This window comes from Paenibacillus sp. 2TAB19, assembly GCF_052115185.1.
Taxonomy (GTDB): Bacteria; Bacillota; Bacilli; order Paenibacillales; family Paenibacillaceae; genus Pristimantibacillus.
Map to the genome: position 1 here is coordinate 112,215 of NZ_JBFRGE010000006.1, position 23,744 is coordinate 135,958.

Annotated in this window: 21 protein-coding genes; 6 read left to right on the forward strand and 15 right to left on the reverse strand. The window is 51.0% G+C overall.

Annotated features, from left to right (window positions below; translation table 11 throughout):
* Positions 1–173: 173 nt before the first annotated feature.
* The 6 genes from AB4Z33_RS04420 to AB4Z33_RS04445 form a co-directional block, all read right to left on the reverse strand.
* Positions 174–1,196 (reverse strand): LLM class flavin-dependent oxidoreductase, encoded by a 1,023-nt coding sequence (locus tag AB4Z33_RS04420; protein ID WP_442048752.1) that lies wholly within the window; start codon positions 1,194–1,196, stop codon positions 174–176.
* Positions 1,197–1,318: 122 nt separating this feature from the next.
* Positions 1,319–1,777, reverse strand: a complete 459-nt coding sequence (locus tag AB4Z33_RS04425; RefSeq protein WP_442048753.1) for an RrF2 family transcriptional regulator — start codon at positions 1,775–1,777, stop codon at positions 1,319–1,321.
* 168 nt (positions 1,778–1,945) lie between these two features.
* The gene (locus AB4Z33_RS04430; protein ID WP_442048754.1) at positions 1,946–2,344 is read right to left on the reverse strand and encodes a VOC family protein; all 399 of its coding nucleotides are present in this window, start codon (positions 2,342–2,344) and stop codon (positions 1,946–1,948) included.
* Between the two features lie 28 nt (positions 2,345–2,372).
* Positions 2,373–3,371 (reverse strand): hypothetical protein, encoded by a 999-nt coding sequence (locus tag AB4Z33_RS04435; RefSeq protein ID WP_442048755.1) that lies wholly within the window; start codon positions 3,369–3,371, stop codon positions 2,373–2,375.
* Between the two features lie 30 nt (positions 3,372–3,401).
* Complete coding sequence (locus tag AB4Z33_RS04440) at positions 3,402–4,142, reverse strand: RNA polymerase sigma factor (RefSeq protein ID WP_442048793.1); 741 nt, start codon at positions 4,140–4,142, stop codon at positions 3,402–3,404.
* Between the two features lie 225 nt (positions 4,143–4,367).
* Positions 4,368–5,276: an aldo/keto reductase gene (locus AB4Z33_RS04445; protein ID WP_442048756.1), complete on the reverse strand. Its 909-nt coding sequence runs from the start codon at positions 5,274–5,276 to the stop codon at positions 4,368–4,370.
* Between the two features lie 275 nt (positions 5,277–5,551).
* On the opposite strand from AB4Z33_RS04445, the gene AB4Z33_RS04450 reads away from it, so the two are divergent.
* Positions 5,552–6,379, forward strand: a complete 828-nt coding sequence (locus tag AB4Z33_RS04450) for a hypothetical protein (RefSeq protein ID WP_442048757.1) — start codon at positions 5,552–5,554, stop codon at positions 6,377–6,379.
* Positions 6,380–6,447: 68 nt separating this feature from the next.
* A complete protein-coding gene (locus AB4Z33_RS04455) occupies positions 6,448–7,479 on the forward strand; it encodes a ParB/RepB/Spo0J family partition protein (RefSeq protein ID WP_442048758.1) in 1,032 nt (343 codons plus the stop codon).
* Between the two features lie 161 nt (positions 7,480–7,640).
* Here AB4Z33_RS04455 and AB4Z33_RS04460 read toward each other — a convergent pair whose 3' ends face one another.
* Both AB4Z33_RS04460 and AB4Z33_RS04465 read right to left on the reverse strand, forming a co-directional pair.
* On the reverse strand, positions 7,641–8,525 hold the full coding sequence (locus AB4Z33_RS04460; RefSeq protein WP_442048759.1) for a metallophosphoesterase: 885 nt from the start codon (positions 8,523–8,525) through the stop codon (positions 7,641–7,643).
* A 29-nt stretch (positions 8,526–8,554) separates the two neighbouring features.
* A complete protein-coding gene (locus AB4Z33_RS04465) occupies positions 8,555–10,051 on the reverse strand; it encodes a DUF4153 domain-containing protein (protein ID WP_442048760.1) in 1,497 nt (498 codons plus the stop codon).
* 126 nt (positions 10,052–10,177) lie between these two features.
* On the opposite strand from AB4Z33_RS04465, the gene AB4Z33_RS04470 reads away from it, so the two are divergent.
* On the forward strand, positions 10,178–11,974 hold the full coding sequence (locus AB4Z33_RS04470) for an ABC transporter substrate-binding protein (RefSeq protein ID WP_442048761.1): 1,797 nt from the start codon (positions 10,178–10,180) through the stop codon (positions 11,972–11,974).
* 74 nt (positions 11,975–12,048) lie between these two features.
* On the opposite strand, the gene map is transcribed toward AB4Z33_RS04470, so the two are convergent.
* Positions 12,049–12,792 carry a type I methionyl aminopeptidase gene (map, locus tag AB4Z33_RS04475; RefSeq protein ID WP_442048762.1) on the reverse strand — a complete coding sequence of 248 codons (744 nt, stop codon included), beginning with the start codon at positions 12,790–12,792 and terminating at the stop codon, positions 12,049–12,051.
* Between the two features lie 331 nt (positions 12,793–13,123).
* Between map and AB4Z33_RS04480 the strand changes: the two genes are divergently transcribed.
* The gene (locus AB4Z33_RS04480) at positions 13,124–13,645 is read left to right on the forward strand and encodes a C40 family peptidase (protein WP_337100221.1); all 522 of its coding nucleotides are present in this window, start codon (positions 13,124–13,126) and stop codon (positions 13,643–13,645) included.
* A gap of 102 nt (positions 13,646–13,747) precedes the next feature.
* Here AB4Z33_RS04480 and AB4Z33_RS04485 read toward each other — a convergent pair whose 3' ends face one another.
* From AB4Z33_RS04485 to AB4Z33_RS04495, 3 genes are all read right to left on the reverse strand, one after another.
* A complete protein-coding gene (locus tag AB4Z33_RS04485; RefSeq protein ID WP_442048763.1) occupies positions 13,748–14,830 on the reverse strand; it encodes a CapA family protein in 1,083 nt (360 codons plus the stop codon).
* Between the two features lie 207 nt (positions 14,831–15,037).
* Entirely contained in the window at positions 15,038–16,294 is a 1,257-nt protein-coding gene (locus AB4Z33_RS04490) for a C40 family peptidase (protein WP_442048764.1), read from the reverse strand.
* A gap of 160 nt (positions 16,295–16,454) precedes the next feature.
* On the reverse strand, positions 16,455–17,495 hold the full coding sequence (locus tag AB4Z33_RS04495; protein WP_442048765.1) for a YheC/YheD family endospore coat-associated protein: 1,041 nt from the start codon (positions 17,493–17,495) through the stop codon (positions 16,455–16,457).
* 243 nt (positions 17,496–17,738) lie between these two features.
* On the opposite strand from AB4Z33_RS04495, the gene AB4Z33_RS04500 reads away from it, so the two are divergent.
* Both AB4Z33_RS04500 and AB4Z33_RS04505 read left to right on the forward strand, forming a co-directional pair.
* Entirely contained in the window at positions 17,739–18,491 is a 753-nt protein-coding gene (locus tag AB4Z33_RS04500) for a YheC/YheD family protein (RefSeq protein ID WP_442048766.1), read from the forward strand.
* Between the two features lie 91 nt (positions 18,492–18,582).
* A complete protein-coding gene (locus AB4Z33_RS04505) occupies positions 18,583–19,965 on the forward strand; it encodes a YheC/YheD family endospore coat-associated protein (RefSeq protein ID WP_442048767.1) in 1,383 nt (460 codons plus the stop codon).
* 1,179 nt (positions 19,966–21,144) lie between these two features.
* Here AB4Z33_RS04505 and AB4Z33_RS04510 read toward each other — a convergent pair.
* The 3 genes from AB4Z33_RS04510 to AB4Z33_RS04520 form a co-directional block, all read right to left on the reverse strand.
* Positions 21,145–21,891, reverse strand: coding sequence for a DNA-binding response regulator (locus tag AB4Z33_RS04510; RefSeq protein WP_442048768.1), 747 nt, complete (start codon positions 21,889–21,891; stop codon positions 21,145–21,147).
* 211 nt (positions 21,892–22,102) lie between these two features.
* Positions 22,103–22,624 carry an NUDIX domain-containing protein gene (locus AB4Z33_RS04515; protein WP_442048769.1) on the reverse strand — a complete coding sequence of 174 codons (522 nt, stop codon included), beginning with the start codon at positions 22,622–22,624 and terminating at the stop codon, positions 22,103–22,105.
* 105 nt (positions 22,625–22,729) lie between these two features.
* Entirely contained in the window at positions 22,730–23,710 is a 981-nt protein-coding gene (locus AB4Z33_RS04520; protein ID WP_442048770.1) for an aldo/keto reductase, read from the reverse strand.
* Between the last annotated feature and the right edge of the window lie 34 nt (positions 23,711–23,744).

The window sequence follows — 23,744 nt, forward strand, 5'->3', positions numbered from 1 at the left end:
GGTGCTATGCCTGTACTTATTCCATACAAACACCGCTCCCGCCGCCAATTGCTCTTTTGGATTGGATGAAATCCATTCACCTGATGGTTGGTCGTTGAAATTTTTCTATTGCATCACAAAAGAAACCTCCAAGCGACTGCGCAGCTGCAGTCACTTGGAGGTTTCTTACTCGCTTATTGGTATAAGCTCGATACGATTTCGTACGAACGCAATCGGGCTTGATGATCGTAAATATGTGCCGCTATCATGATTTCATCCGCGCCTGTCGCGGCAATGAAGGCATCCAGCTTTCGCTTAACCGTATCGGGACTGCCGATAATTGACGATCCAAGCTGCTGCTGTATCGCAGCCTTTTCTTGCTCGCTCCATACTTCATCCATATTGTCGACCGGCGGTTTCAGCGGGCCTGGACGATTGCGGACGAAGGACAGAAATAGCTGCTGCATGGACGTCGATAGTCGAATCGCTTCCTCATCCGTATCGGCGGCAATTACGTTGACCGCCACCATGCCATGAGGCTTCTCCAGCACTTCGGAAGGCTGGAAGCTGCTTCGATACAGATTCATCGCCGGCACCGTGAAGCCTGGGGAGAAATGTCCTGCGAAAGCGAAAGGCAAACCAAGCTGTCCGGCTAGATTCGCACTAAAGTCGCTGGAACCTAGCAGCCAGATCGGGATGTCTTGACCTTCGCCTGGAATCGCTCTTACGCCGCGATTAACCGCGGAGCCTCCTGGCTCTAAGAAAGCGCGCAGCTCTTCCAACTGATCAGGAAAGTCGAGCCCATTGCTGCGCCGACCTCCCCGAAGCGCTGCCGCAGTCAGTTGGTCCGTGCCTGGCGCTCGCCCTAAGCCAAGGTCGATACGCCCTGGAAATAACGCCTCAAGCGTACCGAATTGCTCGGCAATAACGAGCGGGGCATGGTTGGGCAGCATGATGCCGCCTGCACCGACGCGAATCGTAGATGTGCCGGCAGCTACATGGCCGATTACGACAGAGGTTGCCGAGCTTGCGATGCTCGGCGAATTATGATGCTCCGCAAGCCAAAAGCGGTTATAGCCCCATTGCTCCGCATGGCGGGCAAGATCCAGCGTATTATGCAGCGAATTCGCCACTGTGCCGCCCTCTATAATGGGGGAGACGTCCAATACCGACAACGGAATCGAACTGTGTTGCATGTGTTCATTACCTATGGACATACGTTCACCTGCTTTATCGAATTGGTTGTGAAAACAGTAACTGTATGAAATAAAAATACATTATAGCTAGGAGTAGACCATAACCGGCTGCGGTTGTGCCCGCTCCGCTATGCCTGCTCCAGTTACGATTGCTGCGGCTGCCCGGATAACTTCTTCTGACTCTGCTGACAGAGCCGAATTCGTTCAAGCACCGTTTGGATCGTATTTTGTTCCAAATACGATACGTAATATTGCTCCGCTTCATGGAAGAAATGATCCATTACGCCTTCGATATTCGCGGACACGAGACATTCCTCGTCCGGATTGCCCGAGCACCAGTGCGGCTTAAGCGCACCGCCGCCGAAAGCTCTGTATACTTCCGCAAGCGTGACCTGCTGCGGCTCGCAACTCAGAATATATCCGCCGCCAATGCCTTCCTTCGTGCTCACAAATCCATGCTTGCGCAATATGCTCATAATCTTGCGAATACGAGTCGGATTCGTCGATACATTCCGCGCAATCGTCTCGCTGCTCGCCATATGCTCCGGCAAGTAAGCCAGCAGCACAAGGCTGTGAACAGCGACTGTGAATTCACTATTCATCGATGCAACGCCCCCTATGAAGGATACTGTAATTCTATTTCATACAGTTAATGAAGTCAATCATCATGTCTTAAAGCGGAGTAGACCGCAGTCGCCAATCTCCTAAACTTCATCAGCGATCATTGGCGACCACTCGTCTTGATCCGCTCATTACTGCTTGCCTTCCGATTACTCCGGCTGCTGCCACACCTGATATTTGTTCCCATCCGGGTCCTTGAAGTTAAGCTGATGCCCGCAGGTACCTTCATCACGAACCTCAGCTTCGAGCCATAAGCCAGCTTGCCGCAGCGATTCATACAGCTTCTGAATATTGTCCGTCTCGAAGCAGATCGGGAACATTTCGAACGACTCGCCCACTTCCGTCCAGCCTGTTGTCGCAAAAGTAAGCGGCGTCATATTCGGGCTTGGCTGCAGAAACAACCATCCGCCGTCACCCATAATCATAATCGCCCCTCTGCCTGGCTGGATCGCTGAACGAAGCTTCATGCCGAGCACTTCTTCATACCATTTGGCCGATCTCTCCACATCCGAGACTGGGACATATGCGCATTCAATCCGTTTAATCATCTTATTCTCTCCTCATATCTTAGGCGAATCAGTTCACCCAAGTCTCCGAATGATATTCTTTCATAAAATGAAGCAGACGTTCCAATAAAGCAACACCTCGCGTCTCGGCTTCTTGCGCCTGCTTCAGCCATGCGATAGCCTTCTCTGCTGTCTCTTCGTCGTTCGGACTACCTCCCTCAGGAAAAGGAAACAGCTCTCTCATATTCCCTAACGACTCTGCGACCGCACTATAGCATAACGCCGCTTCACCTGCCAGCTTGCGCACATTCCTCTCCACCACGTTGCCGCCATCCCATCGAAAAGCTAAGTCTTGCAGAAACCGTGCCGCATGCTCCCTTGCGTCGGCGATAACCTCCGTATTGTACGAATGGCCATAAGCATCCGCGCTCCTGCGTTCAAGGACGGATATCCACGCCTCGTAACCGGCAAGGCCTTGCACGAACTTGCCTTCGAAAACATGCATCCACTCTCGCCCTCTTGCATGATCTACAATCATATCGAGTGCCATTCTTAACATCTCATATTTGGAATGCGGCAAGCTCTCGCTTATGGTCGTCACAAACAACAGATCAATCTTGGGGTCGGCGAACTGGGCATACGTAATCGTTCCATCCTTGGATACATCCTTCGCATAGAATAGCTGTTGATCGTCGTCATAACCATAGATCAAGCCGAACTCAGGAATGAACAGATCAAATGCTATCGCTGGCACACCGCGATCAATCGATTGTTGGACTAGCGCTATCGTCCTTTCCACCTTATCAGGGGTCAAAGGTGCATCGGGATCGGCCAGGCAGCTTGTAAAACCAAGATTGCACAAATTCCGCCGCAGTATGTAGCCCCCGGGAAAGGAAGTCGGAGCTGCAATATGCATCGTCTCCTTATCGATGTTCATCCGGAACGCATGCCCGGTAAAGCCCATGACATCGGACAACGTCAAATGCTTCTTATCCGTGTAGCTGACGGCTCCGTGTACCGCGATTGCTGCAGATGTCCATGTCTTCGCCCAATCCTTCTCCTTCATCATCCTTCTTCCATCTCCGTTCTATATCCATCCTCATAGTATAGGGGGAGTGAGCAGTTTCCTTCTTGGCAAGCCTAGCGCAGATCTCCGCTGAACGTACAGACTGATGGAATGGCGAATGCGCTCCTTCTGCAGCTTGACGCGTGAACGGGACAGCAGATTATATACATTAGCCGTCGTCATGTCGAACAGCTCGGCTATCTCCGATGGGGGCAGCTCGCCGAAAAACCTCGCCTCGAAGATGTTTCTTTCCCGTTTGCTCAAGCAGTGAATAAGACTATGAATACCTTGCAGCGTCTCTTGTCGCATCATATGCTGCTCGGGATTATGGCCGCTCTGTGCCTCCTCGGCATGGCTCGCTAAGTGAAACAAGATACTGTTGATATCACCCCAATCCACTGCTCCATTATTCGAGCCATTGTCCGGCAGGCCCGATTGACTTAAGAATCCGATGAACGGCTTCTCCTTCGCATATGGACCGCCGCGCCGAAGCTTCATATAAGCTTGGTTGCGAATAATACGATGCAGCCATGGCATGAAACGGCTCGCATCTGTAAGCGTCCCCAAATGCAGAAACGCCCGAATAAGCGCTTCCTGCACGATGTCCTCCGCCATATAGGCATCCTTCGTCAGCGCCCCTGCCAAGCCAAGAGCCTTCGCCCGATGACGGCGAACGAGCTCTCCGAACGCCTCGCTCTCCCCGGCTCGCGCACGCTCAACCAGCTCTTCCTCATTCGTCTCGGCAGCTGCCCCTAAGCCTGCAATCTCGATCATCAACCTGATCTCACTCCTCCTACCTAACTGATGCCGAGTGGAAGTCAAATCTGTCATCGGAATTCAAAATTATTTTAAAGCCAGCCTATTCTCAGCTGATTGTAAGTATTGGAAAAGATAACCACAAACTCATATTAACGCAGAACATTTGTTMTGTAAACAACAAAAATAGAGCAAATCTCTTTAGCGAGATTTGCCCATTTTCCTGCCTAGAAGCCTTGCCTATTAACGATGTTGTTCATAACGATTAGCGCGCGAGATGCTACGAATCGCTTCAAGCTCGGAATCCGATAGCGGCTCAGCGTTGCCAGCCTCCACATTAAGCCGCAGTTGCTCGAACGAGCTTGCGCCCGGTATAGCGATAGCGACCGCCGGAGGCGACAGCGCATAGCGAATCGCTGCCTGCGACAGGCTGCGCCCCTGTAAATCCAGCTCGAGTAGCTGTTCCCGAACGTGAATCGCCTCATCCTTGCTGTAGTCCAGGTAACCTTTGTCCGCCTTGGCGCTTCCATTGCCGGTCAATATCCCTTTCGCGACCGGCCCTCTTGCGATCAGACTAATCCCCTTCTCGGCAAGCAGCGGCAGTACTTCTTCCTCAGGACGTCTATCTAAAATGCTGTACTGGCTCATCACGCTCACCATATTCGAACGCTTCGCATACTCTCGAATAACGTTCGGACGGATCGACGATATGCCGTAATAACGGATGAGTCCTTCCTGCTTCAGCTCTTCGAACGCCTCAATCGTCTCATCAATTGGGTCGTCCAATGTCCCGCCATGCAGCTGATACAAATCGATATAGTCCGTTTGAAGCCTCCGCAAGCTCCCCTTCACCGAATCCTTGATGTATGCCTTGGAAGGATCCCATACCCAGCCTTCCTGCCCCGGCACGCGCCGATTGCCAACCTTCGTAGCCAGAACGACGTCCTGACGCCTGCTGCGAATGGCCTCGCCTACGATCGTTTCGTTCAAGCCGTCATCGTACAGGTCTGCCGTATCGAAGAAATTGACGCCATGTTCAAGCGCCTGGTTGACCAGCTTCATTGCCGCTTCCTTGTCCGTTCCAAGCGACATGCAGCCGAGACCGATCTCGCTAACAAACAGATCCGAACTTCCTAATTGATTTTTTCTCACCCGTAATTCCCTCCTCTTATAGCTTCTTATAGAAGCCTAAATGACATCCCGTATATACCAAGCGATAGAACTCAATTTTAGACGGTTGACCGCTTAAATTCCATTTCTATTTCGCTTGACGAATCTCCTGCCCGTCCTGTATATTGGTGGAAATTAACCAAATACCGACCCGCTTACGATGGAAGCACCCGTAAGAGAAGGCGCGCTCGCGCCCTTTCTTGCCGGTGCTTTTTTTGCGTTCTGCCGCGGGTCAAATTCCGAGGAGGTTAACATTAATGATTATGAATTCAAGATGGCCGATTCTGCTTGCCACGATGCTGCTTGCGATTGTCGTCGCAGTAACCACAGCTGTACCAGCTGCCTTCGCCGCCCCGTTCGAGCTCACCGTCACGTACAAAACCGCCTTCGACAAAATGACCGCAAGCGCCGACAAGACAACGGCTGCCAAGCTTAAGCAGCAATATACCGATCTACTGGCTGCTCAGAAGCAAGAGGTGTCGTGGGACAAGCTTATAACCGGGCTTCATGACCGTAACACGGCATCCGAAACAGCCGTGAAGGAGAAGATCAAGCAGGTAGACGCCTCCAAGCTTGCGAAGCTGAAGGCCGAAGCAGACCAAACACGCGACAAGTACGCTGACTTATTCGCGCTGTACGAGAAGAAGAACAGCCAGATGCGACTGGCGAAGTCCATCGACAGCAAGACGGCTGTCGCGCTGTTGAAGCCCCAAGTGGACAGTCTTAAGATTGCCGTCGCCATCGCTCGCGAGGAGATTCGCGGCAAGGACGCCGCCTATAAGACAGCGAAAGCGGCTGCCGCGAAGAAGATCGCAGCGTACAAGAAGCTTCTTTCGGGTATCGAGCCTTATGAAGCGAAGATCAAGGCAGCCAAAAGCACGAACAGCAGCACCAAGAAGCTGTTCGATGCGGAGACTCGAATAGTAAAGGACGCGATTAAGAGAGGGGAATTGAAGTGGACGCTTGATTCGTTCGCGAAGCTGCTGAACTACGCGAAGCAAATCAATGACAACAAAACGAAAATCTATGGCTACGAGGGACAAATAGCCGCAATTATCGCGGCAACAAGCAAGCAAATCGTTTGAGTTTAATTTCCAGATGTCGTTATGTAGGTTATAATAGGTTAGCCTAACTTAACGATAGGAGAAATGATATGGATATTATACAAATAGCTACGGATTTAATTGACGAGGATAAAGATCAGCCTAGATACCAATTCGACGATGAAGCGTTGCAGGAGCTCATGAAGAGCATCGGGGAGATCGGTCTATTGTCTCCTATTAAAGTGAGAACGACCGGCGACGGACGTTACAAAATTATTTACGGAAATAGAAGATACAAAGCTTGCAAGATGCTTGGACTGCCTACTATGCCGTGTATCGTGTCCACCGTGACGGACGAGCTGGAAATTTATTTGGAACAAATCGCGGAGAACTTAACACGGGAAGGGTTCTCTCCCATCGAAGAGGCAGAAGCGTTCAACAAGCTGCTGAACGACCCAAAATTCCGCAGCTCGACCAAATATTTGTCCGGCAAGCTGGGCAAGCCGGAATCGTACATTAAGAACAAGTGTGAGCTGCTGAAGTTCAGCAATGCCGTGAAGAAACTGATCGTCAGCGGAACAGAGATTCGGAAAGACAAGCTGACCGAAGATCAGCTCCTGCCGCTTAAGGACTTGCCGATGGAGCATCGCGATCCGATCGCGCTCATCGCGGCGCGGGATGAGTTGCCGGTCAGCGATGTGAAAAAGATCGCAAAGCTGTTCAAGGACAAGACGATCTCGGAAAGCACGAAAGCGAAGCTTCTGTTCAAGACAGGCAGCGGCTTGCTCGAAACTTGGGCGACCCATGAGCAGAACAAGGCGGAGCGCGCTAAGCCCGCCGAGCCGAAGCCTGCCCCTGCTGCGGCCGGGGCTGCTGATAGCACCGTCCATGAAGGCAGCGCACAGACCGCCACCGCTGCTGCCGCTCCAATTGAAGCGAAGCTTTACAAGCTTATTTCGTCCATACCGAGCCATAGCCCGCTTAGCAGCTCGTTGCTAGCCTCCGTGCAGAACATCGATGCCGCGGATCAGCTTGGCTTCTCGCATATGCTCGATCAGTTGATCGACAGGCTGGAGAAGCATCTCGCCGAATGGAACGCCGTGAAGCAGCTTATATCGGCTGCGAATGAAGTTCAAACCTAACATTACAGTACATTAGCAATAATTTGTAATCGTATTGAAATATTTCTTTCATCCCTCTTTAATAATAGAGGGCTATAATAAGTCTCAACCCCCTTTTGAAATATAGAAATACTTTAAGCCCCGCAGCCCGTTGCTGCGGGGCTCTTTTTGCCCTTTTCCACCTATCGCGTCAGCTCAACCATAATAATTTCCGGACGATTGAAGAGCCTTTGGGGAAAGGTGCTGTTTCCTAATCCGCGGCTAACGATCATCGTCGATGGTCCGCTTACGAACTTGCCCGCATCGTAACGGGGAAATAAACCTTGGTTGGGAGCAAGCACTCCGCCGAGGAACGGCAATCTGATCTGACCGCCATGCGCGTGGCCGGAGAATGTCAGATCGATTCGGTTGTTGGAGTAGACATCGAACATCTCGGGCCTGTGGGACAGCAGAACCGTGAAAGGTCCCTCCTGCGTGTTGTTTGTCTTTTCATCGAATGAATCCAGCACCTTCCGTATTCTCTCGTCAGCGCCTATACTCCCCCGATATGTTCTGCCGTCGAACGTCGGATCATCGATGCCGATTAAGCGGAAGCTTCCATCTCCCAGCTTCATGGTTTCACCGGCATTTCGCATCACATGTACGCCGAGCTCAATTAGTCCATCCTCGAGCTCGCCATAGCGTCCCGAACCCCATTCATGGTTGCCGGTCACGTAATATACGGGCGCGAGCTTTAGCATCTCGCGCATCGCCGTCAAGCTAGTCTCCGCGTTATACCGCCTAGCATCCACCAAGTCGCCGGTCACGACAATGAGATCAGGCTTCAGCTTGGCCACCTTGCGGACTAATTGGCTTTGATTATCGCCGAACATTTTGCTATGCAAATCTGATAACTGTACGATGCGGTAACGATCGAAGCCGCTGGGCAACTTATCCGATTGCATACGGAACGTCGTCGTCGTAATCGCGTTATTTTCGAAATATAGGAACGGAATTCCTAATGCAATGACGACAATAACTGCAATCAACCATTTCTTCTTCGTCATTCGCAGCCTTGCAAAACGCATAGCTCCCCCTCTCCTTTCTTAACCAACTCTTATTTAGCCCTCTGTATCGCCACGCTCCATGACCGCCACTTGCCATGCGAGCTTGCCTCGCGTCTCCAATTCAATACAGCCACGTCTATGCCTTCCAGCTCAGGATGCTGCTTCTCCAATCGATAGATCGCAGGAGCTGCGTCCATGGAAAGCGTGCTTAGATACGTCATATCAATAATGCCTGATTGATGGAATCGTTCGATGTTTTTGTCGGCGATTCTCGCATCGATATTCAAATAGTTCATGAGTACATACGCCGCGATCGATACGCCGATGTAGGCTTTGGCGAGTGAGAAACGTTCCTTCCAAATTCGGAACACAGCTATGACACATAGCACTGTCAAATAAATCATGAAGCCGTGTACGAGCAGCCTAACCTGCGTATATCCGTATGCTTCTTCATATAAAGAAAGCCGGCTGTAAGCAGAGATGAGCATAACGAGCGTGCAGACGATAAGCGACGTCAACGACAGCTTCCGCACTAGCTCCGCGCCTCGGCCAGCTCGGCGTATTCGATGAAGACCTCCCAGCAGCAGGCATACATTAATAACAGACACGATAACAAGCTCGACAAAGCCTTTGCGGGCGTACTCGGCATAAGCCGAACCATCGGGAAGCATCCCGCCTGCCGCGCCGAACAAATAAGAGAATTGGATGCTCACAAACAATAAGTATACCGCATTAATACTTAGAAGAAATGTACCTGCGGTCACGGGATCGAGCATGATTTTCCCCCGATCGCTTGTGCCTGCAGCTTGCAATGGAGCTTCCTTCGACTCTCCGCCGGATTTACGGAACAGCAGCACCCATATGTAACAAAAAGCGTAGAGCGCGACAACTGCGCCATAAAGACCACGGCCAATTAATTCGTCTACGGCGCTTACCTGGAACAGCCCGGGAATCTTGTTCAGCCACGACTGAAAGATCGAATCTGCCGACGCCAGCAGCGTAATGACGACAATAAGCAGCGGTGCGGCGAGCAGCAGGCCGATGATGACTTTATTGAACGCGGCATGCTTCGCATCACCCTTCTCCTGATCCTTCAGCCGGCTGACGATCAAGCCGAAAGGCACTGTCACATAGGAGAATGGCTTTATGAGGCTCAAGAACAGCAGCTCCCTGTAAAACCTCCCGCGATACCAAGGGAGGGCGCTGCTCTTCGTCAGCAGCACCGTCTGCGAGATAATGAGCGCGAATAGTACAAATCGATTCAATACACGGAATACGTCATTTGCGAACAAGCTGTAGGTCAATGTCAGTAAGCCAATCGGCACAAATAAAATCCACGCCGAGCTGAATTGCCCCCTCCACTTCTCGAAGCCGCCAATTCGTCCTTTCACTGCATAGAAAAACAGTCCATAAAAGGCGGCCACAAACAGCAGCATGGACAGACCAGCTCTCGTATCTATGAACAAATATTGACACAGAAGTCCGAAAACACAGGCTAGTACGACCATTCTATCGTATTTCTTCTGCCAAGGCGCCGGATCTCTCATTGGTTACACCTCTACTTTTGCGCAATTTGTGATGAAGCTCCTTTTATTGTAACCTAGAAAACAAGAACAAAAAGTGCAAGTTCCGAACTGGAAATTTCATATTTTAAGAACGGGAGTGTTTCACTGGTGAAAATACGCCGTCATTACATCACGTTAAGACGCGCTTACGCTCATGTGCAGGAGGGCTCAGCAGTAGAAGCCACTACGCAGGAACTCGCCGAATTGCTGGAATGCACGCACCGCAATATGGTTATGCTGCTGCAGCGGATGCAGCAGGAGAATTGGCTGCAATGGCAGCCGAAGCGCGGTCGGGGCAACCGCTCTCTGCTCACCTTCTTAGCAGGCTCTGATGCCCTGCTGCTCCAAGAGGCGCAAGAGCTTGTCCATAAGCAGGATCTGCAAGGCGCTCTTGCGATCGTGCAGTCGGCGCAGCAGTCCGCAAGCGTACAAGGCCGCTTCCAGCAATGGCTTACTGGACAGTTCGGCTTTCACTCCGAGGTGCAGGGCAACCGTCGTACCGACATCCTACGCTTCCCGCTTCCGCAGCGTATCCATTCCCTTGACCCTGCGGCTATTCATTACACGAGTGAATCCCATCTCGTTAATCAGTTGTTCGACGGACTTGTCCGCATGGATGCGAAGGGCGAGTCGATTTTGCCGCATCTCGCTCATGCGTGGGACGTCGATGAGAGTCGAACGCTGTGGACCTTCTACTTGCGGAAGGGCGTATTGTTCCATAATGGAAGAGAGTTGTCTTCATCCGATGTGAAGTATTCGTTGGAGCGGCTCCGCGCACTTGCCCCGAGCGGGCTTCACGGATGGGTCTACGCCGGGATTGCTTCGATGGAGACGCCGGATGATACGACAATTCGCATTCGGTTAGCCGAACGGAACGAAGCATTTTTGGCATTCCTCGCTACGAATCGCGCCGCTATCGTACCGCAAAACGGATGCGACCCGGAGAGCGGGCAATTCCTTGGCAGCCCTATAGGCACCGGACCTTTCAAGCTGGCTGGTCAAGAACAAGGCGTATGGGTACTGGAGGCGTTCGCTCCCTATTTCCAAGGGAGAGCCTTTCTCGATCGGGTAGAAATATGGACGGTAGAGGTGACCACAGAGCGCGGATTGATGGAGCCGGAGCTGGAGAGCTTCCAGCTCATGCATAATGTGCGAATGAGCGAAGCGGCGAGCGAGCAGTGGCAGCAGGTTCGCCAATCCGGCATGACCTGCAAGTTCATAACGGTCAATGAACTCAAGCATGGTCCGCTTGCGAATCCCGCCATTCGCGAAACAATCGATGAGGCCATCAGCCGGGAGCGATTGCTCACGCTGCTCTCCGGCGATGTCATTGAAGAAGGGGACAGCTTCTGGCCGCAGCAGTCTGCAACTGCTTCGAATGTCGAACTCAAACCCGCCTTGACTGCTGGAAATATTCGCGTACGGCTAGCCGAGGCCGGTTATAACGGGGATACGCTTGTGCTCGCGACGATCCCGCAGTATGAAGCGGATGCCGCGCTTATCCAGCAAGTCTGCGCGGAAGCAGGTGTCTCCATTGAAATAACGCTTATCGCTGCCGAACAGTTCAAGGGAAAAGCAAGGCTCGAAGCCGATCTGCTCTTGTTCGCCGTCATGCTGGACGAGCACAGGGAGCTTCGGCTCATTGACCTGTACAAGAGCATTCAGCAGCATATGGCGCCGGACATGTACGCAACGCTCGGCGAGCAGCTTCAGTCGATACTGTCCGAGGCCGACCCGCAAAGGCGGAAAGCGTTGTTTCTGGCGATTGAGGATGAGCTAAAGCACTCGCATAGCCTTATGTTTCTATACCGAAAGCATTTGAAGACCGCTTTCCACCCGTCCATACGCGGAATTTCGCTCGAATCGCTCGGTTGGGTTCGCTTTCGCGACATTTGGTTTACGTAACAAGCAACCAAAAAAGAAGCTGCCGAGGGCGACCATACCTGCCCTTGACCAGCTTCTTCGTCATACCCATTAGGTTAAGCCACCGTCAATATAATCGGAGCTTCCTTCGTAATAATGATCGTATGCTCGTGCTGAGCCGCAACGCTGTTGTCCGGCGTACATAATGTCCAGCCGTCCGCCTGTTGCACGACATAATCCGCGCCGGTGGAAAGGAACGGCTCAATCGTTATGACAAGCCCTTCGCGAAGCACCCGCTTATCTCTCTTATTATAGAGAGGCGAGATTTGCGGCCATTCATGCACGGCTCGGCCCACACCGTGGCTGCACAGATCGCCGATGATCTGATAGCCGCCAAGCTTCGCCTGCTGCTCGAACATTTTGCCAATCTGATTCACCTTTACCCCGTGCTTGAGCGAGGAAATGACTTTCATCATCGTTTCATGCGTGAAGCTGCAGAGCCGCTGAATCTCCTCCGAATAAGGAGCTATTTGAAAAGACGTGCCTGTATCGGCTACATATCCGTCCTTCTCCGCACATACATCGACATTGACCAGATCGCCAGGCTCGATTCTGCGGCTGCCCGGTATGCCGTGCGCCACTTCATTATTGATGCTGATACACGTATGCCCTGGGAATTGGAAAGCCTTCTTCGGCGCGGAGAAAGCACCGTGGCTCTTAAGCAGCTGTCCGCCAAGCTCATCCAGCTCTCTCGTCGTCATTCCCGCTTCCGCTTGCCGCTTCATCTCATTCAAAGTAATCGCAACAATGCGTCCGATCTCCTTAAGTCCATCTATATCCTTCTGTGTGTCTGCAGTCATAATTTCGTCCGCTCCCATCTCTAGTTGTTGGTTTCATCTTTCTTTTTCTTATCTAATCGTATCACTGATTACAGCTGCTTACTACCTGATCTAACCCGTAAAATAACGGAAATTCGGCATTTTAACATAGCGCTAGCTCGATAACAAGTAAAAAATTATTCATACATCCTCATCTTCATTGGGCATAACGCGTCAAACCTGCGCCAACGCTCGTTTTGCACCAAGGCAACAGGAATAGAGTAGGTTTCCATGCCAATTTTTGCAGGGTGTTCGCGGCTTATTTTTTAAATTTATAATACGTGAGACACTACTGAAGAGGAGCGATACCCTAATGAAACAAGGATTCAAAACAAAACTTGCGGTACTCATGATGGCGGTTAGCATTCCTGCTGCGGCATTGTTACACGATGTGAGCTTCGCAGCATCCGCATCCGTGGAGGCAAAACGAAACAAGGTTGTCCAAACAGCTATTTCCCTTAAAAACAAAGTGGATTACGTACACTGGAATCAGCGTCAAGAGAGCAAACCTCCATATAAAACGGACTGTTCCGGTTTCACATACTTGGCATACAGACTTGCGAATGTCGGCGTAACACTCGTTAATCGAGACGACGACGCTCAAGCAAAGGTTGGAACAAAAGTCTCATGGGGCAAATTCGAGAAAGGCGATCTGATCTTCACATGGAATAGCGGCTCGAAAAACAAAAGCGACGTTGGCCATGTAGGCATCTACATCGGCGACGGCAAAATGATCCACAACGCAAGCGTCAGCCAAGACGTCGTCATCTCCAATATTTACAGCGGCAGCTACTATAAAGACAGATTCGTCGTTGCGAGACGCGTCATTAAGTAAACGTTCTCCGAAAACGCAATCATAGCCATTAAAGGCGACAAAACGATATTACCCTATTAAGCGCGGCAGACAAGACGATGCGTTAATAGGGTAATATTATTTTTAAATAACCTTCAGTTCCGGCGCGTCGGAGCTGCGCTTCAGATGCCGCTTCACATGCTCATGCATCTTCTTCATCCGGATCAGCTCGCTGCTGCCTCCCGACTGCGCTTTGATCGTCTCCGCCAGCGGCAATATGCGGAACTTGCTTCTCGCCCCATTTCGCGTAATGCGCGTCCACGTCGGGATGAACTCTACGTCCCTAATCTCTATCTTGCCGTTGTCGTTCTTGCGAACTTGGATGTGCGTAATAAGCCCGGTCAGCGTATGGTCATTGTAATACAGCCTCGTCGAGATGAAGTTGCCAAGGGAATAGATGGCGAATCTGCGCTTGCTCGCGCCCCATATATCTCGTGATTCATAAAATAACGCCGGTTGAATAACATGCGAATGCGCACCAAGAATAATATCGGCTCCGTTCTTAAATAATAAGGGAACGAGCGTTTTCTGCTGGTCAATCGGATACATGCCGTATTCTTTGCCGAAATGCATACATACAATAATAAGCTCCGCGCCTGCCGCTCTCAGCTTCTTCAGATYGGCTACGATCTTCGAGTTGTCAATAAGATTGACTGCCCAGCTGTGATCGGCTGGAACGGGAATTTGATTCGTTGTTTTCGTATAAGCGAGTACGCCAATCTTAATACCCTTGACCTCATGAATAAGCATTTCTTGCGACTCACTCTGTGAACGGAACGTTCCCGTATGAGCGATGCCTACCTTATCCAAAACGTTCAATGTGCGCTTAAGACCGCTTATTCCGCAATCCATGCAATGGTTGTTGGCCGTCGTTAGCACATCGAAGCCAAGGTTCTTAAGCGTATCGGCGAACGGATCGGGACAATTGAACATCGGCCAATTCGTCTTCGGATGCCGCTTAACAATGGAATAGTCGCTGGCCTTCGGCCCGCCGAAGTTCGTCTCCAGGTTGCCGATCGTAAAGTCCGCGCTCCACAGATGGGAAGCGACAGGCTCGAATATCGGATCGAACGAATATCCCTTATCGCCTGACACCTTCGCTGAATTAATAATTCTCGTCTTCATTAGAAAATCGCCGACCGCGGCAATCGTAATGTCCGTGCTCATGATTCATCTCCGTTCTATGACCTTTGCCAAAAGTGAAAGCGAGCGGTCTCCCTCGGGGTCTTAGACCGCAGCACAACACAGTATATGAATAGGCGAATGACTCCGTATGGATAAGTGCCTAGATCATAATTTGTCCGTCAAAAAAAAATGAGGAAGGGATGAAGCTCCGCTCGTATCGGCGGAACTTCATCCCTTCCTGTTGTTTCTCTACTCGGTGATTACTTTCGTATACGTAGCGCTTGTCGTAATATAGACGCTCTTGCCGTCCACTTTGACCTCATACCAATAGCTGTTCGTTTTCTTTACTAGCTCCGCTTTCTGTCCCAACTCCAGACGGCCGACCGTTGCCGAGCTCGAGCTTGCCGACGCTTTCAGGGAAACCCACCCTTTGACGGTCGTCACATAATCCTTCTTCTGCACTTGCGGCGTTGTGGAACCGGATGATGACCCGCCGATGACGTCCGTGTACGTGCTGCTCGTCGTTATATAGACTGTTTTCCCGTCCACTTTGACCTGATACCAGTAGCTGTTCACCTTTTTCACAAGCTCAGCCTTTTGTCCTAGTTCCAGTCGCCCTACCGTTGCCGAGCTCGAGCTTGCCGACGCTTTCAACGAAACCCAGCCCTTCTTCGTTACCACATACTGCTTGTCCGACTGCTCTTCCCCTGGATTGACAATTTCCGGCTGTTGCGGTGTCGGGTCCGGTTGTTGTACGATAGGGCTATCCCACTTTGGGATCGATTTTTGGGGCGGAAGTATGTAGGACTTCGGTATTACTGGCGCCTGCTCTGTCTTGCCTGCCATGCCTGTGAAGGCGGAGTCTGGCAGAACGCGTCTTGCCGAGTGGAAGTTCTCTCCCCACCAATAGGACCAGCTGTCTACCGTTCCGAGCGCKGTTGGGTTGCCATCGCTTCGCGTACCGATTACGACAGGTTGTCCATCACGATTCGTTCCCATATAAATCGCTACGTGCATAATATGGTCGGTTGTTTGCCATGTCAGCAAATCGCCAATTCGTAAGTTCTCAATTCCGGTCAGCTGCCATTTGCCGTTCACTTTTTTCTTGCCTACGCCTGCTACTTTGGTGCCGACGCTGTCATAATTTTTGGACGTTTCGGTAATGCTATAGCCGAAGTCGCCGTATACGAGACTTGTGAATCCAGAGCAATCCTCGTAGCCGTATTTGGCATATGCCTTGCTTCCATGACCATAAACAAAATAGCCGTTTTCCATGTACCATATTGCCCGCTCTACAAGCTTATATGCTAGCGTCTCCGATTGTCCGGCGTATTTGGCTCGGAAGTCTGCTACGTTATACAATTCATCTTTTACATAACTGTCAGCATTAATATACTTATTGTATTTGGCTACTGCATCTGCCTTGGTAGAACTTGCGGCACCGAATGCAACACCCGTCGCGCTTAGTGATAGTGCCAGCGATAATACGATAATCTTCTTCTTCATCCATCTATCAGCTCCCTCGTTGAGATGTATCCCTATAATATCAAGATTTACACCCCCTTTTCCTTGGTATATCTAACCAATGGCTTTATTTCTGTCAGCCTATTCCATATGTAAGCCGTCCATCGTCTCCTAATGAAAGCGATTTCGGGCGAAAATTTTCTTATTTTTCTAATAATTGACGAGCATATTGATAGCCGATATGCAGGCTTTGCTCCCATGCCTTCTGCCCGTAAACCCGCTTCATAATCATCTTCCCGGGCTTTATGTTAACCTCGATCAGCCACGGCTTGCCGCTCCTGTCGACAGCAAGGTCGATCCCTAATTCTGACAGTCTTGATTTGTACGATTTTTCCAAGAACGAAGGGATGTATTCTGCGATCTCCGTCACCGTTTCCGTAAGCTTTTCCCCCATCTCGGCACCAAATTCATTTGTGAGATACTGGGAAACGTCGTAGGCGTCGCCGCCGCTTTTGATGTTCGATGTAATCTTGCCTCTTTTCCCTTCACGTACCGCCATTCCGCTCGTCTGCCAATCCCCCGATCCATTCTTCTGCAAAAGAGCGCGAATATCAAATACGCTTCCCTTCGTATTGCGAATATCAATCCACTTCTGCATCAGATGCCTGCCGCTCCCGAGCACGCCTCGAACATATTTCGCTAGCTCCGCGCGCGGAAGCTGCTGATTGTCCTTGCCGTCCCGCTGTACGATGAAATGATCTTTATGAAGCGTGACTCGAATGATCCCTTTTCCTCCCCAGCCGTTGATCGGCTTCAGCATGACGCTCTCATGCTTCTTCACGAAGGAGACGAATGCCTCGGCCGTCTTCACCTGTTCTGTTGGAAGCAAGTAGGGCTTCAAATAGGTGGACTGCACCAGATGGCTCTGAATTTTGCACTTGTTGCCGAGACCATAGCCCGTGAAAGGCAGTTGACTGCTCTTCTTTACGATCGTTGCTCTGTGCATATCCTCGGGCGAGTAGAAGCCGATGTCGAGATTTATTGGCGGAAAAGGGATTGTCGCTTTCGACCAACTGCCGTTCTTATATAGATTGCCGCTAATCTGCCGTTTCTTCATATTCACGTCTCGCGGTGTGTACATCAGCAAGCCGTCGAACTTCTCCGCGATTGCCGACTTGGCATGGCGGCTGAACGCTTGCGGACGGGACACCCGATGCGTCATTATGCCTAATATTTTTGTCATGATGGATTCGCTCTCCTGTCTCAATCTGCTCTTCTGCTTGGAAGCCAGTGGCTTGCAGCTTGGAGCCGTACATTATCCTATGACATTCGCCCGCAGGCGGGCCTTAGGCGATAACCCAATTCATGAATGCGACAGGGGACAGGTACGCATTGGGAGCTGTGCGAATAACATAAAGGACGTCGATCGAAGCCTATTGCACGCTCGTACAGTCGCTTTTACGTGAAGCACGGAGGAGATTTCACCATGAAGGCCAAACAGATCAGGTATCCCGGAAGAAAGTGGCTAAAGCATGAGTCGCTTTGGAGTGAACCGCTGCTTAGGGAATATTTGCCCGACACGATGCTGTTCACGCCGAAAAATTTTATCCAAATGATCGATAAATATACCGTCCTCTTCCTCAAGCCGGATCTAGGGATGAAAGGGCAAGGCGTAATGAAGGTCTCGCGCGAAGAAGAAGACTATATTATCCGAACCGCTTACTACACACATAAATATCCAAGCAAGAAGCTGGCTGCGCTGAAGCTAAAGCATCTGATCGGCGATAAGCGCTATATCGTCCAGCAAGGCATAGATCTAATTAAGATTGAAGACAAACCAATCGACTTTCGCGCACTGATGCATCTTAAGCCAGAAGGCGATTGGCGTTTCTTCGGCATTATGGGCAAAGTTGCCGCGCCGAACAGCTTCGTGACGAACCATAGCAACGGCGGCAAAGCCATTCGGCTATACGACGCGCTTGGCGTATCGAATGAAGAAGGCAAGGAGTGGTATTTGAAAATTAAGGATATATCGCTGTTGATCGCATCTGCGATGAAGGAGCATTTTCCGAAGATTGCCGAGCTTGGGCTAGATATCGCTATCGACACGGAACGCAAAATATGGCTGGTAGAAGCCAATACGAAGCCTCAATTCCAGCTGTTCCGCTATCATTCAAACCCGCGTTTGTACGGTCAGATCGCGGCGTCCGTTCGCGCTATCCGATCTACATCCGCCTAACAGCGCCTGCTTGCTGCTTTATCGGCCTTTCGCGACTCCGCTGTCTTGCAGAGGAATCGTTTGAACAAGTCGGTGCTGGGAAGGAGTATTCATGAATAGTACAAAGGTAACGCTGCGCATCACTCAGGAAGAATTCGCTGCAGGCGAGCCCCTACTGATGCTCAGCGAAGCACATGCCAAGAAATGGAGCATTCCCTTTCGCACGCCCCTGACAATATCGTTCGGCTCGGCCAGGCAAGAGATAATGGCTGAGCCATCGCCTGACGGCAGCTTCTTGCAAATCGATGCAGCGCTAGCCGCCAGATGGGGCGTCGTACATGACCAGGTGCTAAGCTTCAACTATAAAAGCTCCTCCAAGACGGTGCAGCTTGGTCCGCTGATCGGGGTCATTGTCAGCCGTTTTAACCGGCACTCTACCCTACTGCCGTTCGGTCCCAATACGACTTTCTGCCAAGAGCTATCCGAGCTTTGCAAAAGCTATGGAGCTTCCATCTTCTTTTTTACAGGGGAAGATATCGTCAGCACGGGCGACGCAGTCAAAGGTTGGCATTATACGGATAAATGGATGCGCGGGCGCTTCCCCGTTCCCCATGTCATCTATAACCGAATCACGTCCCGCAAGAAGGAGAAGCTGCCGGACGTACAGAGGTTCGTGAGAAATGCGAAGAAACGGCATAATGCCGTATTTTTCAATGAGAAATATTTGAATAAGACGGAAGTATTCGGAGCTCTTATCAAGGAGCCTTCGCTGCGCGTCTACCTGCCTGAGTCTTATCCGCTTAAGGGCGCTAAGTTGCTGAAGTCGATGTGCAGCAAATACGATGTTGTCTTCATTAAGCCGAATAACGGAAGCCTGGGCAAAGGCATCGTGAAGGTGTACCGGAGCGATTTTCCCGAGACTGGTTATACGAGCCATATGAACAATGTGACCGGTATTCGAGCGCAAACCTTCGCAACGTTGGATCAGCTGTACGGCTCGCTTGCCGCCAAGCTGAAGAAAAGCGAGCATCAGATCCAGCGCGGACTGAAGCTGCTGTCGGTGGGCGGCCGGCCGCTCGACTTCCGGTCGCTCGTCCAGCGTGGCGAGACCGGGCAATGGACCGTTACTTCGATCGTAGCGCGGATTGCCGACAATAATCAGTTCGTCTCGAACGTAGCGCGGGGCGGTACGATCAGCACCGTTAAAGCCGCTTTGGCGCGAACGGGCTCCTCCGCGGCGGCTGGCGGCTTGACGAAGCTGCGGCGCGCCTCGCTGCTGATCGCCAAAGGAATTGAATCGCAGATCGCCGGCCACTATGCCGAGCTCGGTATCGATTTGGCGATCGACACGCAGGGGCGGGTATGGCTAATCGAGGTCAACGCGAAGCCGTCCAAGGAGGACACCTCCCCTCTCGATCCAGACGGAAGCAAAGCCCGTCCCTCTGTGAAGAAGTTCGTCCAGTACGCCTTCTTCGTCTCCGGCTTCAAGGGGTAAAGTGGGTGGGAGCGTGCCGATGTGGGCACGCTCCTCTTTATTGCGTTCGAAGGTGCCCCCATGTGCTAATGCACACTTTCGCCGCCAACCTTGGAGGATAGAGATACTTTCTATCTCTATCGGTCTCCAACACACCTCGATTTGTGGAATAGAGCTGGTTTCTAGCTCTATTCTGCTCAGTCTCCCCGCTGTATGCTCACTTTCGCCGCTCATCCTTGCCAATAGAGATACTTTCTATCTCTATCTGTCTCCAACACACCTCAGTTTGCTGAATAGAGCTGTTTTCTAGCTCAATTCTGTACAGCACCCCCGCCGTATGCTCACTTTCGTCGCTCTCCCTTGCCGATAGAGATACTTTCTATCTCTATCTGTCTCTAACACACCTCGATTTGTGGAATAGAGCTGTTTTCTAGYTCTATTCCGCTCAGTAACCCCACCGTATGCTCACTTTCGCCGCTCTACCTTGCCAATAGAGATACTTTCTATCTCTATCTGTCTCCAACACACCTCAGTTTGTTGAATAGAGCTGTTTTCTAGCTCTATTCCGTTCAGCACCCCCACCATTTGCTCACTTTCGCCGCTCGTCCTTGCCAATAGAGATACTTTCTATCTCTATCTGTCTCCAACACACCTCGATTTGTTGAATAAAGCTGTTTTCTAGCTCTATTCTGCTCAGTAACCCCGCTGTATGCTCACTTTCGCCGCCCACCTTGTAAGATAGAGATACTTTCTATCTCTATCTGTCTCAAACACACATCCATTTGTTGAATAGAGCTGTTTTTTAGCTCTATTCCGTTCAGCATCCCCACCGTATGCTCACTTTCGCCGCTCGTCCTTGCCAATAGATATACTTTCTATCTCTATCTGTCTCAAACACACATCCATTTGTTGAATAGAGCTGTTTTCTAGCTCTATTCCGCTCAATAACCCCGCTGTATGCTCACTTTCGCCGCTTTCCCTTGTAGATAGAGATACTTTCTATCTCTATCTGTCTCAAACACACATCCATTTGTTGAATAGAGCTGTTTTCTAGCTCTATTCCGCTCAGCAGCCCCGTCGTATGCTCACTTTCGCCGCTCTCCCTTGTAGATAGAGATACTTTCTATCTCTATCTGTCTCCAACACACCTCGATTTGTGGAATAGAGCTATTTTCTAGCTCTATTCTATTCAGCACCCTGTCACAACCGAAGCTTTACCGCCTTCTCCGTCAGGCGATAAGCACGAATCCGCTGACTACCCGAGACCGGTTCAATAAGTTGTAGGTTTCTGAGTTGTTTTAGGTATTTTTGAATAGATGCGTGACATACACCTCCCCTCAACCTCGCCTCCTTCGGACTAAACACAAATCCTGGCCCCTGCTTGATCGCCCATCTGAGCAATTCGCATGTGCTAGCCGGCAGATCTAGCTCTTCAACTGTCTGGCGACCGACGCCATAGAGCTTCCCTAGCAGTTGTTGAATGAATTGCTGGCACTGCCTGGGCTTATCAACAATGTCGTCGTAAGAGAATCGAATTACCTTCCACTCATCCAACACTAGCTGGTTCTGTCTGAACCGATCGTCTCCGAACGTTCTGCGCGACGCATGCCTTTGATGCGTGTTGTAGCCATCTATTTCGATAGAGATACGATAATCGCCGCGAATATAAGCAAAATCAAGAAAACGGCTTCMGTCGCGATAATCATTCACCTCATATTCGGGATGTAGCTCATCCAAGTTGCCTACAACCGGCCACCAAACACTCTTAATAAAGGAATTCTCCCCATGGTCATTCCGTTCAACTAATCTACGTCTTCGCTCACTATTAACATCACGTCTCCCAAGATGCAGCTCAATCCACTTGCTGTATGCCTGATCAACTGCACTTACACTTACATTTATTTTCCCGCCGCTATTCAACAACCTAACACTCTCCACTTGCTCCATATTCCTCCACACTCCCTATTAGCTAGTTTATTTACAAAAAAACACCGTTCTTCCCGGACGAATAGTCCAAGGATGAACGGTGTGCTTCACCAGATATGTCTATGTTATTCTACTTTCTTCGCTAAAAACTATCATTCCTAATCCCTATCATTATATATCATTGCTGTAGCGCAGTCAGTAACGCAATTAGCCGCAACCTACATCAGCAGCCTTAAGCCCGGAACAACCCGTACCCGTTCAGAGGAACAATCGGTTTCGTATCCTGCAGCAAGCCTTTCGAGCGTGCACCGTAAGCGACATCAACGAGCCAGCGGGTGAATCCTGCTACGTTCATCGTCTCCATCTCCTGCAAGGAGAAGAAGCCCGCGGCATCGACCTCCACGCCGTCCGGCGTCGGATCTCCGCTTACATAGTCCATATCAAAGGCGATGTAGATATTATGAATGCCCCTTGGCTGATCGCGAAGCGCGACTACGCTCTTCACAGCTGCATCGATGCCGCATTCCTCCTGCACCTCCCGCCGAATAGTCTCCTCGATCGGTTCAAACTGCTCGATATAGCCTCCCGGATTCGTCCAGTAGCCTTTGCCGGGCTCCTGCGCCCTGCGAACAAGGAGGAGCTTATCTCCCTTCATGACAAGCGCCCCGACGCCGATGCTGTAGTTGCCCCAATGCACGTAGCTGCAAGCCGTACACGCTCTTCTGACCGTGCCGTCAACATCTCGCGACTCCATTTTGCTTCCGCAAGTTATGCAAAAATTAACTTCCACCTCTGTCACCTCTACCCTCAAGTAAGTCTTCTCTTCTATTTACCGTTTCGCGCCGCCCGTGCCCCTTACCTATTTCTTCGGCAGCCGATAGACGGCCAGCGGCTTGCCATTGCGGAACGGGCTGCTGATCTCATCCAGCTCATTCATAAGCCCCGCATCGAGCTGCAGCTCGGCGCTCAGCAGATTGTCCTCCAGCTGCTGCTCGCGCGTAGCGCCGACGATTACCGTCGAAACAGCTGGTCGGTTCATTAGCCACGCGAGTGACATAATGCCTGGGCTGATGCCAGCCTGCTCGCCAAGCGCTGCGACTTGATCGCTAAGCGCAAGCGTCTGCTCGGTTATGAAGCGGCCGAAGCTCGGATCAGTCTGACCGCGCGACCCTTCGGGCGCCTTATCCGCTGCACTGTATTTCCCGGTCAATATCCCACCCGCAAGCGGAAAATAGGGAATAATGCCGACGCCTTGATCCAGGCACATCGGGACAAGCTCCTTCTCCGGCGTACGGTCTGCAAGCGAATAGCTCGTCTGCGTCGAGACGAACCGATTCAGGCCAAGCCGGTCGCTGATACCAAGCGCCTTCATCAGCTCCCATGCATAATAATTGGAAGCTCCAATATATCGAACCTTGCCCGATCGAATCATATCCTCAAGCGCGCGCAGCGTTTCCTCCAGCGGCGTTTCCGGATCGAACGTATGTATTTGATACAGATCGACATAATCCGTCTTAAGCCGCTTCAAGCTTTGCTCCAGCTCCGTCTGCAAATGATACCTTGACGAACCTCGCTCATTGTCTCCAGGTCCCCTGACAAGTCCTGCTTTCGTCGCCAATACGACCTGCTGCCGCTTGCCCGCAAGCGCCTCGCCAATAAGCCGTTCGGATTCAGTACCTGCATAAATGTTAGCCGTATCAATAAAATTAATGCCCCGCTCTATTKCTAGGTCTATGATTCTCTTCGACGTATCGCCGTCGGCCCGCTTGCCGAAAGCGTTCGTACCGAGGCCAAGCGCGGAAACCTTCAAGCCGCTGTTACCCAATCTGCGATATTGCATATTCTGCACCGCTCCCTCTGTCTATGAAATAACT

Coding starts and splice junctions, on each gene's coding strand:
- AB4Z33_RS04465 (WP_442048760.1), bottom strand. CDS start 10,051: ATGAGAGATCCGGCGCCTTGGCAGAAGAAATACGATAGAATGGTCGTA.
- AB4Z33_RS04430 (WP_442048754.1), bottom strand. CDS start 2,344: ATGATTAAACGGATTGAATGCGCATATGTCCCAGTCTCGGATGTGGAG.
- AB4Z33_RS04495 (WP_442048765.1), bottom strand. CDS start 17,495: ATGACAAAAATATTAGGCATAATGACGCATCGGGTGTCCCGTCCGCAA.
- AB4Z33_RS04505 (WP_442048767.1), top strand. CDS start 18,583: ATGAATAGTACAAAGGTAACGCTGCGCATCACTCAGGAAGAATTCGCT.
- AB4Z33_RS04420 (WP_442048752.1), bottom strand. CDS start 1,196: ATGTCCATAGGTAATGAACACATGCAACACAGTTCGATTCCGTTGTCG.
- AB4Z33_RS04440 (WP_442048793.1), bottom strand. CDS start 4,142: ATGATCGAGATTGCAGGCTTAGGGGCAGCTGCCGAGACGAATGAGGAA.
- AB4Z33_RS04500 (WP_442048766.1), top strand. CDS start 17,739: ATGAAGGCCAAACAGATCAGGTATCCCGGAAGAAAGTGGCTAAAGCAT.
- map (WP_442048762.1), bottom strand. CDS start 12,792: ATGACTGCAGACACACAGAAGGATATAGATGGACTTAAGGAGATCGGA.
- AB4Z33_RS04460 (WP_442048759.1), bottom strand. CDS start 8,525: ATGCGTTTTGCAAGGCTGCGAATGACGAAGAAGAAATGGTTGATTGCA.
- AB4Z33_RS04515 (WP_442048769.1), bottom strand. CDS start 22,624: ATGGAGTCGCGAGATGTTGACGGCACGGTCAGAAGAGCGTGTACGGCT.
- AB4Z33_RS04480 (WP_337100221.1), top strand. CDS start 13,124: ATGAAACAAGGATTCAAAACAAAACTTGCGGTACTCATGATGGCGGTT.
- AB4Z33_RS04455 (WP_442048758.1), top strand. CDS start 6,448: ATGGATATTATACAAATAGCTACGGATTTAATTGACGAGGATAAAGAT.
- AB4Z33_RS04425 (WP_442048753.1), bottom strand. CDS start 1,777: ATGAATAGTGAATTCACAGTCGCTGTTCACAGCCTTGTGCTGCTGGCT.
- AB4Z33_RS04435 (WP_442048755.1), bottom strand. CDS start 3,371: ATGATGAAGGAGAAGGATTGGGCGAAGACATGGACATCTGCAGCAATC.
- AB4Z33_RS04450 (WP_442048757.1), top strand. CDS start 5,552: ATGATTATGAATTCAAGATGGCCGATTCTGCTTGCCACGATGCTGCTT.